Here is an 11,140-nt window from a genome sequence, read left to right on the forward strand (position 1 = left end):
CGGGACTCAGGGCTCCCCACCGTTCTGGGGTCAGGGCGCGCTCGAGATCTCCGAACGAGGGCGCACGTGAAGGTGCGTGAGCTGGGCGTCGGGTGAAGCATCCACCACCGCCCGGATCGCTGCCGCGATACTCGCCGGCTCTATGTAGCGCTCGGGCTCCCACACCGCGCCTCGGGCCGCACGATCGCTGTGCAGCATCGGCGTTGCCGTCTCACCCGGGTACACCGTCGCGACCCGCACGCCCGACGCCCCCTCTTCACCACGGAATGCGTCCGCGAGCCCGTTGAGCGCGAACTTCGACGCGGTGTAGACGCTCGTGGTCGGAACGGCGCGCACTCCGGCGCCGCTGTTCACGAACACCACCTGCCCACGGACGTCGCGGAGGCGGCCGAGGAGCGTCTGGGTGAGCATGGCCGGCGCGATCACGTTGATGTCGAGATGGCTGCGCCATGCGTCGAGGGGTGCGGCCTCGAGCGTGAAACGCTCCGAGACCGCAGCGGCGTGCACGAGGACGTCCACACGGTCGAGGTGCGCAAGCGCGGCGGCGTACCGGTCGAAGTCGGCGAGGTCGAGCTCGACGCACTCCACGCCGGCGACGTCCCGCAGCCGCTCGGCGAGGCGCTCGGCGTTCCTGCCGATCGCCACGACGCGATGCGTCCGAGCGAGATCGCGCACCACCGAGGTGCCGATGCCGCCGGCTGCCGCTCCTGTCACGACGGCGACCCGCTCGGGGCCGGATGCCGTACCTCTCGTCGTCGACTGCTCGTTCATCACTGGGTCCTCTCGGGAGTATGGGTAGTAATAGCGGTGCCCCGGGGCGGATTTGTCACGCTGGGACGGGGATATCCCGCCCCACCGTGGGCTGGGTGCCCCGGGGCGGATTTGTCACGTTTCGGCCGGGATATCCCACCCCGCGGTGGGGGCGGTGCCCCGGGGCGGATTTGTCACGCTGGGACGGGGATATCCCGCCCCACCGTGGGCTGGGCGCCCCGGGGCGGATCTGTCACGCGGATGAAGGCGAGTGCGGCGCGCGTCGCGGCATCCGCTTCGCGCAGGAAGGTTCCCCCGCTGCCGGGGATCGGACTCGCCGTGCCGTTTCCGCGCACCTCTTCGGCGGGAATGCCGAGGAGGAAGACGGGGGCGCGAACGGAACCGTCCGCAGCCACGATGCGACTCTCGGCCTCGGTGATCTCCACCCCGCCGGTGATGTGGTCCGTGCCGTCGCGGCCAGACACGCGGAAGGGTCGGGCCATTCCGGTCTCGATCAGCGAGCGGAGCAGCGGACTGGTCGTGCCGGTCGCGCGCGGCATCTGCATCCATGCGTCGACGAGCACGGTGGCTTCGACGCGCGAGCCGGGCACCGCGGGGGATTCGGCCACGATCACACCCGATGACTCACGCGATTCGACGTGCACCCGCATCCGCGGCCCGACGAGGTTCACGACGCCGGCCGCGATGAGAGCGCGCAGCTGCTGCATCCGGAACGCGGGCGGACCGCTCCCGAGCATGTTGCCGAGCGCGACGAACTCCAGAAAGTCGCGCGCGTGCGACTCGCCCCAGAGGCCCCCGAACCCGGCGACGTCCCACGCGAGACCGCGAGCGCAGCCGATCGACCAGGCGGCGGCCTTGAGCGCGCTGGCACTTCCTCGATGTCCCTCGGCGAGATCCTCATCGATGTACTCGGTCACCCAGTCTCGCCAGGCACCCGCATCGATGTACTCCCCGTCCGGCCGTGCCGGATCGAGAAGTCGTTTCAGATCCAAGCGACTGCGCGGGTCCGGGACATGACGCGCGAGGGAATCCAGCCATTCGTCCGAGTCGAGGTCGTGCGTCCACAGCAATCCGAGAAGGTCCTCGACCCGACCTCGCACGGCGCCGGGCGACTCTCGTGCCAGCGTCGTGTAGTACGCACTCACGGCATCTTTCCGAATCAGCGGCATCGCGTCGGCGGCGAAGTCGATCCTGCGCGCGGCAGCGAGCGTGCGCAGTCCACCGAGATGCGCCTGGGGCGTCGACGGAGCGAATCCGGCGTACAGCGGCTTGGAGCGGAAGGGAACGCCGCGGCGTGAACCCACGTGCAGTCGCGGCTCGCGACCGGACGGCTCATACCGCAGCCCGCCCTTCGGGTCGGCCTCGATGAATCGGCCACCGCGACCGACCGTCACCAGCGCCATCATGTCGAAGAAGCCCATGCCGAGGCCGCGCACGACGACGTGCTCACCGGCGCCGATCGCATCGAGGTCCTGTTCGATCGGGCTCGCCGGTTCGATCCACGTGAGGCCACGATTCCGGATGCCGCGCCCGAGTTCGACGTCGGCCGACGGCGCCTGCGAGCCGAGCCACCCCAGCGCGAGGATCGCCGCATCGACATCCAGGCGGACGCCGTCGCCGAGCTCCACCGTCAGGGCGGGATGCCCGTCCGCGGCCTCTTCGGCGGTCGCCTCCGCCAGGGCGACGGCGGCGCACTCGTGGCGATGAACGGTGACGCCGGCGGGCAGCGTGCGGATCGCGCGCTGCAGGCACCACTCGAGGTAGCGGCCGTAGAGCACTCGGGTGGGGTGCGACCAGGGCCGCAGCTGCGCGATCTCGGCTCGAAGTTCGGGGTCGAGCGCCGTGCCGGCGTCGTGCTCGGCGAGCACGGCGGCGACCGGGGCGCTCACGGCGAGGTCGCCGGATCTGCCTCCGGCGTGAAGACTCCACTCGTACAGGTTCGGGCCCACGACGATGGGCCCGTCGATGGTCGAGGTCGCATCGGTGAAGAGTCCGATCTCGCCCGCGACCGTGTTCATCACCAGTTCGCGTGACTGCGCATCATGCCAGATCCGTCCTGGGCCGTGCGGGTGAGGATCGATCAGGTGCAGTTCCCACTCCCGATCGTCCGCCGACCCGAGATTCGCGGCCATGCGCTCGACCACCGCAGTGCCGCGCGGACCCATCCCGATCACGGCGATGCGCATCACGTGCGCTCACCCGTCGATCGGTCCGCGCGAAGCGGCAGCGGCGTCATCGATCAGGCCCGCAGTTCCAGGACTTTCGTGCGGAGCGCGAGCTCGCTAGGCTCCACGAGGTGTTCGCCGTCGGGGAAGACGATCACGGGGATCCGCTTGGCACCGCTGATCTCCTGCGCTCGGACGGATGCCGCGTCGTCGGCCTCGATGTCGATGTAGACGAAGTCCTCGCCGAGGCGGCGAAGAGCCGCTTTGGAGCGCGTGCAGTCCCCGCACCAGCCGGTGCCGTACATGATGATGGCGTTCGCGTCGGTTGTCATGATCTTGTTCCTGTTCGTGTTCCTGCGGCGGCTATCGCTGCAGTCCGATGGACGGCGTCAGCGCGCGATGGCCCGGGATCGCATCGAGCAGCGCCCGGGTATAGGGATGCTGCGGCGACGCGAAGACCTCCTCGGTGATGCCCGACTCGACTGCGCAGCCGCGCTGCAGGACGGTCACCGTCTGGGCCACCTGCCGGACGACGGCCAGATCGTGCGAGATGAAGAGGTAGCTCGTGCCCGACTCGCGCTGGATATCGGACAACAGCTGCAGGATGCTCGCCTGCACGGTGACGTCGAGAGCGGACACCGCTTCGTCCAGCACCACGACGGCCGGGTCGAGCACGAGTGCGCGCGCGATCGCGACACGCTGGCGCTGCCCTCCCGACATCTCGCGTGGCCGCTTCGCCGCAGCAGACGCGGGCAGGCTCACGCGCTCGAGCGCCTCGCGAGCCTTCGCGGCGCGTTCCCGTCGCGAGCCGAGCCCGTAGTTGCGCAGCGGTTCTTCGATGATCTCCGCGACGCTCTGGCGGGGATCGAGGCTTCCGAACGGGTTCTGGTAGACCATCTGCAGATGGCGACGGGCCGCGCGCAGCGCCGCACCGCGTTGCGCGCCGATGTCGTCCGTGCCGACCGTCACGCGACCGGATGTCGGGCGCTGGAAGCCCATCACGGCGCGCGCAGTGGTCGACTTCCCCGACCCGGACTCGCCCACGATCGCGTGTGTCATTCCGGCTCCGACCGTGAACGACACGTCGTCGACGGCCCGGAATCCCTCGGTCCTGCCCCCTCGGGAGAAGGCGACCACGAGGTTCTCGACCGCGACGACGGGTGGCCGTCGCGCCGCAACGGCGAGTTGCGAGCGCACGTCCTCGGCGTCGCGCACCGAGGTGCTCAGAGCGGGCGCGTTCGCCACGAGGGAGCGCGTGTACTCGGATGCCGGGGTCTGGAGGACCGCGGCGCTCTCGCCGTGCTCCTGGACGCTGCCGTCCTTGAGCACGACCACATGGGTCGCGCGATCGGCGGCTACGGCGAGGTCGTGCGTGACCAGCAGCACAGCGGTGCCGCTCTCGGCGCGGAGCTCGTCGATCAGGTCGAGGATGGTCTTCTGGACGGTGACGTCGAGGGCGCTCGTCGCTTCGTCGGCGATGATCAGCGCCGGCCGGAGTGCGATCGCGCTCGCGATCAGCACGCGCTGCTTCATCCCTCCGGACAGCTGATGCGGGTACTGCCGCGCCCGTACCTCGGGCTCGGGGATGTCGACGCGCTCGAGGAGTTCGATCACCCGGCGGCGGATCGCCGGGGCGTCGCCCGCGCGATGGATGCGAAGCACCTCGGCGAGGCTCTCACCGATGCGCTTGACCGGGTTGAGCGAGTTGTGCGGGTCCTGGGGGACGAGGCCCACGTGGCTGCCGCGGACGCGCCGCCATTCATCGGGCGTCCAGTCGGTGACATCGAGACCGCCGAGCCGGATCCGGCCTCCGGTGATTCGCCCGTTGGCGGCCAGCAGCCCGATCAGCGATTGGGCGGTGGTGGTCTTGCCCGACCCGGACTCCCCCACCAGTGCGATCGTGTCGCCGCGGTCGAGCGAGAAGGACACGCCGTGCACGACCGGCACTTCGCCGGAACGCGTGCCGTACGCGATCGAGAGCTGGTCCGCCTCGACGACCGGAGCGGAGGCATCCCATCCGATGGCTGGCTGCGTGCGTCCTGCTCGGGATGAACGGAAGAGATTCATGCGTTGCTCCGCTCTGCGATCGCGCTCGAGAACCGGTTGGCGGCGAGCACGGTGAAGACGACGATCAGTCCCGGGATGGTCGTGAGCCACCACGCGGTCGCGACGTAGTTGCGTCCCTCGGCGATCATGAGACCCCACTCCGGGGTGGGCGGGGGTGCGCCGTACCCGAGGAATCCGAGCGCGGAGATCGCGAGGATCGCCGTACCGAACTGCAGTGCGCCGAGCGCGACGACCGGCGTGAGCGAATTGGGGAGCACGTGCCGGAACATCACCGAGAAGAAGGTCCCCCCGCTCGCGAACGCCGCTTCGACGTAGTCGGTCGAGCGCACGCGCAGCACCTCGGCGCGTGCCAGCCGCGAGAACGCGGCGATGCTGGTGACGCCGACGGCGATGGCGATCTGCGCGGTTCCGAAGCCGAGGATGATGACGATCGAGAGCGACAGCAGAAGGCTCGGGATCGCGAGCAGGACGTCGACGATGCGCATCGCACCGGCGTCGATCCAGCCGCCCAGCGAACCGGCGATGAGGCCGATGAACGTGCCGATCACCAGGCCGAGCCCGACGGCGATCAGCGCACTCGAGAGCGTGTGCACCGACCCGTGGACGACGCGGCTGTACACGTCGCGTCCGGTGGCGTCCGTGCCGAACCAATGGATCGCGCTCGGCCCCTGGAGGGCGTCGCTCGCGATGCCCACCGTCGGATCGAGGGGTGCGAAGACCTGCGGGATGATCGCCCAGGCGATCACGAGAAGCAGGAACAGCCCGGCGAGCAGCAGCCCCGGTCGCACCCGCCACCGCGGCCCGGATCGTCCGGTCCTGCGGCGTGGCCGGACCGCGCCGGGAGTGAGCGCCGCGCCGGCGTCAGAAGACACGCCCGGGGAGGCTGCCGCGGCGGCGGCCAGGCTTGCGGTGGCGGCGGATTCCGCCTCGGCGTAGGGAGCGAGCGGGGCAATCGTGGTCTCGGTCATGATCTCGCCTTCGCGGTCGGGGAGAGCCGGGGGTCCAGGAGCGGGTATACGAGGTCGACGATGAGGTTCACGAGCACGAACACGGCGGCCGAGACGATGACCACGGCGAGGAGCACCGGGGTGTCCTGGTTGGTGACGGCCTGTTCGGTGACGCGGCCGATGCCCGTGCGTCCGAAGACCGTTTCAGTGATCACCGCCCCGCCGATCAGCTCTCCGAAGAGCAGTCCCGCGATCGTCAGCGCAGGAAGGACGGCGTTGCGGGCCACATTGCGGGTGAGGATCCATCCCTCGGTGGCGCCCTTGGCCCTCACCACCGTGATGAACGGCTGGAGCGTGACGTCGTCGATGGAGCGGATGAGGATCTGGGCGATCGGCGCCGCGATCGGGAGTGCGAGCGCGATCACCGGCAGGATCAGGCCCTGGATCGGTCCTGGATTGACGACCGGAACCCATCCGAGGCGGAAGGAGAACACCTGGATCAACACGATTCCGAGCCAGAAGACCGGAATCGACACGAACAGTGAAGGAAGCGACCGAAGCGCGTTGCGCAGCCACGTCAGGCGGCGGAACTGCGAGAGGCCTGCGAGTGCCACGGCGAGCACGACAGCCGAGACGAAGCCGGCCGCGGCGAGGACGAGGGTCTCGGGAAGAGCCGTGGCCAGCACTTCCCGCACCGGCGTCCCCGATTGGATCGAGTGCCCGAAGTTGCCGACGAGGAACCCGCCGAGGACGTCGAAATACTGTGTGAGGGCCGGGACGTCGGCCCCCAGGGTGTCGCGCAGGAGGGCGATCTCGGCCGGACTCAGGCCCGCTTCGGGATTCTCGAACTTGATGAGGAGGGCATCGCCGGGAAGTGCCTGAAGGAGGGTGTATGCGGCGGTGAAAGCGATCAGCAGAACGATGGCCGCTTGGGCGATTCGCCCGAGAACGTATCTCACGATGCACTTCCTTTCTGTTCTCCGGTGACGGATGTCCGTACCGGTCGACGGCGGGATGCCGGTCGGGGCCCGCGAGCGAACCCCGACCGGCACGCGTTACTTCGAGGTCCAGACCTCGTAGAAGGACGGACGCGCGACCGACTCGTAGGACATGTCGTGGATGTACGGGGCGATGCCGTACACCTGCGGGTCCTCGTAGAACGGAACGACGTAGGCCTGTTCCGCGATGTACTGCTGGGCTGCCTGGCTGGCGAGAACGCGAGCCTCGGGATCGGGGGTCGACGCGACGGCGGCGAGAAGCTCCTCGAGCTTCGGGTCCCCGATGCTCGAGTCCTCGCGGTCGAGGTTCAGCACGATGTTGCGATTGGTCGAGTAGTACTGCGACTTGATCACGTCCATGTCGGCGCGACCGACAAGGGAGTGCTGAACCTGGATCCGGTCCGAGTCGAGGATCGCGGCGGCGTAGTCACCGGTCCCTTCACGCATGATCGTCATCTCGATGCCGACCTCGCCCAGCTGCTGACTGACGAGCGTGAGCGTGTCGAACGAGCGGGTCTGGGCGGATGCCTCACTCGCGACGAGTGAGAGCCTGACTCCGTCCTTGCTCCGCACCCCGTCCGCCCCGAGGGTCCAGCCGGCCTCGTCGAGCAGATCGGCCGCCTTCTCCGGGTCGTAGACGTAGTACTCCGACGTGTCGATGTACCCCGGGGCGGTGCTGGCGATGGTCGAGGTGGCGATCGGATAGTTCTCGCCGAACAGGGCATCCACCAGACCCTCGCGGTCGACCGCTGCGACGATCGCCTGGCGAACCCGGATGTCGGAGAGGAGCTCGTTGCGGAAGCGGAGGTTGAGAGCGTTGTTCACGCCGTTCGTCTTCGGAGCGTCGAGCGTGTAGCCCGCGGATGTGACGAGCGCTTCGTCCTGCGGCTCGATCACGCGCGCGACATCGCCCTGACCCGAGACGAGGGACCCGGCGCGCACCGCGGACTCGGGTGTCACGACGATCTGCACCGTGTCGATCCGCGCACGGCCGGAGTGGTCCATGCTCTCGGGGGCCCAATCGTAGTCCTCACGTGCGGTGAGCGTGAGCTGGGAGCCCAGCTCCTCGGCGGTCACCGTGAAGGGGCCGGATCCGATGATCTCCTGCGCCGACCCGGCGCCGAATCCCTCGAGATTCTTGTCCAGGGTCTCGGAGGAGAGCAGACCCGAGTTGATCGTCGAGGTCGCCTGGAGGAAGCCCGGCGCGGGTGCAGAGAAGTGGAAGATCACCGTGTCGTCGTCCACGACCTCGCTCGAGGCGTAGTTGTTGACCGCCTCGGAGACGGTGAGGGATCGATCGGCGTCGCCGAGTCCGAAGAGGTCGAAGTTCTTCGCCACGACCTCTGCATCCAGCGGCGATCCGTCGGAGAAGGTCACGTCATCCCGGAGTTCGAATGTGTACTGCGTCGCGTCCGCGTTGACCTCCCACGAGGTCGCGACCCACGGCTCGAACTCGAGGGTCTCGGGATTCTGGTAGACCAGGCGATCCGCGACGTTGTTGATGATGGCGCCGTTCGGATAGAAGCCGGCAGCAGGCGGGTAGAGGTTCGTGAACGGCTGGTGCTCGAGGTAGACGAGCGTGCCGCCCTCAACAGGCTCTCCGGTCGCGGCCGACTCGGTCGCCGCCGGCGACGCGCAGGCGGACAGCAGCAATGCGCCGGCGAGGCCGATCGCGCCTACCGCGAGCGCTCGCCGCGGGATGGGGGTGTGCAGGATCATCAGGTTCTCTTCCTTCGACTGAAGCTCTCGGGTGGGGCGTACAGGGGACGTGGAGCGAGATGGAGGGTGATGGCCGATCGCTTTGGACCGGTCCATCGTCAGGATATGTCGAGCGCTATTTCCTCCGCATTTCATGACGCTGGGTTGCGGGATGCTGAATCAGTGGGGGTGCGGGCTCATCACGCGGATGCCGCCGACAGTGCCGCTTCCGCCTCCATCGCCGCTCGTGCGCGAGGGGGCACGGTCGGCTCGCCGAGCGACAGCATGAGCCGATTGGCCCAGTTGAAGAAGGCCGCGCCGGCGATCGCGTCGGCGATGTCGAGGTCGTTCAGACCGGCATCCGACAGCGCTCGCACGTGCTCGATCGAGAACTCCGACGGCGTGACGGTGAGAGCCCGCGCCGCCTCGACGATCGCATCCCAGCGCTCATCGACCGGCGCGGAGACTCCTTCATCGAGCAGGCGCTGCACGTCCGCCGTGCGCTCCGACATCCGCGACGCATTCTTGGCGTGCACCGACGCGCAGAAGACGCACCCGTTGACTCTCGAGGCGGCCGTGGCGGCAAGCTCGCGCTCCCACTGCGGAAGGCCGCCTTCGGTGTTCTGGAAGACGTCGAAGTCGGTGAGAGTCCGCGCCCGCAGAATCTCGGGCTCTCGCACGAGGAGCGCGAAGTACGGCATCTTCGCCCGCTCTGCTTCGACGAGGCCGTCGTAGTGACGGTCGGTCATCTGCTCGATCGGCAGCGGGGGCAGCCAGGGCTGCCAGCCCAATCCGATCTGCGTGAAGCTGAAGGGTTCGTGGACGTCGGGCCGCAGCACCTGCTCGGTGTCGAGAGGGCTCATCTGGCTGTTCATGCGTGTACATCCCAACTTGCTCGCAGCACGGAGAGCCCGGCTGCCAGGCGGATCTGGAAGGTCAGGAATGCGACGAGCTGCGACACGGTCACGACGTCGTCTACGCTCCATCCCTCGTCGAGCAGGACCTGCAGCGCGTCGGCATTCGCTTCGCGAGGCCGGAAGACGAGGAGATGCACATACTCGAAGAGCGCAGCAAGCTCGTCGCCCAAGACCTCGCGGGCAGCGTGAGGAACGCGAAAGCGCGGGCCCTCGACGGACTGGCCGCTCAGACCGGTCTCGCGGTACACGCCATACGGTCCACTGGTCGTTCCCGCCAGCGCGACCTCACGGAGCGCGTCGATGACCGCGGGACGGGTCTCGCTTCCGGCAAACGCGGCCTCGTAGTGCGCCGAAAGGAGATTCTCACCGTGAAAGCGGGTCGCGACCACGGCGAGACCGAAGCGCTCCGCGACAGAGAGGTTGGTCGGGTGCGTGGGCTCGAACACCGCCTCGTAGCTGAGCTGGGCGTTGGCCTTGGTGCCGGGGCGGGCCTCACGCACGGCGTCGAGACGATCACCCGGCTGCACCCCCAGCGCGTGGTCGAGAATGTCGGGTCGGGACACGATTCCTCCGGTCTGTGGTCGGTCTGAGATGGGGCGAACCGCCGGGCGGTTCTCGAGGCGACAGGTCGGGTCCCGCCGTCACGACTGATGCTGACAGCCGGGGATTACCCCACTGTTACGTCTCATCCGCTCACCTCATGAAGAGGGATGCGAGAGGTTATGCCTCTCATCCCGGCGCACGCTCCCGCGGTCTGGACGGGTATACCTGTCACATGCCGAGCGCGGGCGTTGCCCGCGCCCGCAGCATCCTTCCGATCCCCGCACCGAGAGAAGTCCCCATGCCTGACACCACACGTACGTCGCCGCCGCTGTCCAGCGATCGCCCCGTCGCGATCGTCGCCGGGGCGACGAGCGGCATGGGGCTCGCGATCGCGCTGGACCTCTCGACAACGCACGATGTCCTCGCCGTCGGCCGCACGGCCGCGACCCTTCCCGAACTGCGCGTGCCCGGCATCCGTCCTGTCGCGGCCGACCTCACCGACCCGCAGGCACGCGCGATGATCGCCGCCCAGGCCGAACGGGTCGATGTCGTGGTGCATGCCGCCGCGCTCGGACAGGCGCGGGCGATCGATGACACCACTCCCGACGTCTGGCAGGACTACCTCGCCCTCAACCTCGTCGCGCCCAGCGACCTCACCCGGCTCCTGCTGCCCCAGCTTCGCCTCGCGCGCGGCACGGTCGTCTTCATCGGCTCGGGAGCCAGCACGAAGCCCGTCCCGGGGAGCGCGGTGTACACCGCGACGAAGCACGCGCTGCGCGGGTTCGCGGATGTGCTGCGAATCGACGAGGCGGCCCACGGCATCCGTGTCGCGACCGTCGCACCCGGGCAGACCGATACGCCGATGCTGCGCCAGTCGATCAATCGCAGCGGCACCCCGTACGAACCCGAGCGCTACATCACGGTGCAGTCGGTGGCACGCGCGGTGCGCTTCGTCGTCGATGCGGGCGAAGACGTCCACCTCACCGACGTCGCCGTCCGCCCGCGAACCGAACTCGGCTGACGGGCCGCGGTCT

10 protein-coding genes are annotated in these 11,140 nt (G+C 68.8%); 1 reads left to right on the plus strand and 9 read right to left on the minus strand.

Annotation, left to right across the window (positions count from 1 at the left end):
* Positions 1 to 30: 30 nt before the first annotated feature.
* The 9 genes from KEC57_RS05080 to KEC57_RS05120 form a co-directional block, all read right to left on the minus strand.
* The gene (locus KEC57_RS05080; protein ID WP_229383433.1) at positions 31 to 771 is read right to left on the minus strand and encodes an SDR family oxidoreductase; all 741 of its coding nucleotides are present in this window, start codon (positions 769 to 771) and stop codon (positions 31 to 33) included.
* 173 nt (positions 772 to 944) lie between these two features.
* Positions 945 to 2,957, minus strand: a complete 2,013-nt coding sequence (locus tag KEC57_RS05085) for an FAD/NAD(P)-binding protein (protein ID WP_229383699.1) — start codon at positions 2,955 to 2,957, stop codon at positions 945 to 947.
* 53 nt (positions 2,958 to 3,010) lie between these two features.
* Positions 3,011 to 3,268, minus strand: a complete 258-nt coding sequence (locus tag KEC57_RS05090) for a glutaredoxin family protein (RefSeq protein ID WP_229383434.1) — start codon at positions 3,266 to 3,268, stop codon at positions 3,011 to 3,013.
* A gap of 31 nt (positions 3,269 to 3,299) precedes the next feature.
* A complete protein-coding gene (locus KEC57_RS05095) occupies positions 3,300 to 5,003 on the minus strand; it encodes a dipeptide ABC transporter ATP-binding protein (protein ID WP_229383435.1) in 1,704 nt (567 codons plus the stop codon).
* A complete protein-coding gene (locus tag KEC57_RS05100; protein WP_229383436.1) occupies positions 5,000 to 5,971 on the minus strand; it encodes an ABC transporter permease in 972 nt (323 codons plus the stop codon). Before KEC57_RS05100 ends, KEC57_RS05095 begins: the two co-directional genes overlap by 4 nt.
* Positions 5,968 to 6,909 carry an ABC transporter permease gene (locus KEC57_RS05105; protein ID WP_229383437.1) on the minus strand — a complete coding sequence of 314 codons (942 nt, stop codon included), beginning with the start codon at positions 6,907 to 6,909 and terminating at the stop codon, positions 5,968 to 5,970. The genes KEC57_RS05100 and KEC57_RS05105 overlap by 4 nt, the downstream gene beginning before the upstream one ends.
* Before the next feature lie 96 nt (positions 6,910 to 7,005).
* Positions 7,006 to 8,667 (minus strand): TIGR04028 family ABC transporter substrate-binding protein, encoded by a 1,662-nt coding sequence (locus KEC57_RS05110; RefSeq protein ID WP_229383438.1) that lies wholly within the window; start codon positions 8,665 to 8,667, stop codon positions 7,006 to 7,008.
* A 179-nt stretch (positions 8,668 to 8,846) separates the two neighbouring features.
* Positions 8,847 to 9,521, minus strand: coding sequence for an alkylhydroperoxidase domain protein (locus tag KEC57_RS05115; protein WP_229383439.1), 675 nt, complete (start codon positions 9,519 to 9,521; stop codon positions 8,847 to 8,849).
* Positions 9,518 to 10,126, minus strand: a complete 609-nt coding sequence (locus KEC57_RS05120) for a CMD domain protein (RefSeq protein WP_229383440.1) — start codon at positions 10,124 to 10,126, stop codon at positions 9,518 to 9,520. Before KEC57_RS05120 ends, KEC57_RS05115 begins: the two co-directional genes overlap by 4 nt.
* A gap of 278 nt (positions 10,127 to 10,404) precedes the next feature.
* Between KEC57_RS05120 and KEC57_RS05125 the strand changes: the two genes are divergently transcribed.
* Complete coding sequence (locus tag KEC57_RS05125; protein WP_229383441.1) at positions 10,405 to 11,127, plus strand: SDR family oxidoreductase; 723 nt, start codon at positions 10,405 to 10,407, stop codon at positions 11,125 to 11,127.
* Positions 11,128 to 11,140 lie beyond the last annotated feature (13 nt).

The organism is Microbacterium allomyrinae (assembly GCF_020682705.1).
GTDB lineage: Bacteria > Actinomycetota > Actinomycetes > Actinomycetales > Microbacteriaceae > Microbacterium > Microbacterium allomyrinae.

Coding starts and splice junctions, on each gene's coding strand:
- KEC57_RS05100 (WP_229383436.1), bottom strand. CDS start 5,971: ATGACCGAGACCACGATTGCCCCGCTCGCTCCCTACGCCGAGGCGGAA.
- KEC57_RS05125 (WP_229383441.1), top strand. CDS start 10,405: ATGCCTGACACCACACGTACGTCGCCGCCGCTGTCCAGCGATCGCCCC.
- KEC57_RS05080 (WP_229383433.1), bottom strand. CDS start 771: ATGAACGAGCAGTCGACGACGAGAGGTACGGCATCCGGCCCCGAGCGG.
- KEC57_RS05085 (WP_229383699.1), bottom strand. CDS start 2,957: ATGCGCATCGCCGTGATCGGGATGGGTCCGCGCGGCACTGCGGTGGTC.
- KEC57_RS05110 (WP_229383438.1), bottom strand. CDS start 8,667: ATGATCCTGCACACCCCCATCCCGCGGCGAGCGCTCGCGGTAGGCGCG.
- KEC57_RS05095 (WP_229383435.1), bottom strand. CDS start 5,003: ATGAATCTCTTCCGTTCATCCCGAGCAGGACGCACGCAGCCAGCCATC.
- KEC57_RS05090 (WP_229383434.1), bottom strand. CDS start 3,268: ATGACAACCGACGCGAACGCCATCATCATGTACGGCACCGGCTGGTGC.
- KEC57_RS05115 (WP_229383439.1), bottom strand. CDS start 9,521: ATGAACAGCCAGATGAGCCCTCTCGACACCGAGCAGGTGCTGCGGCCC.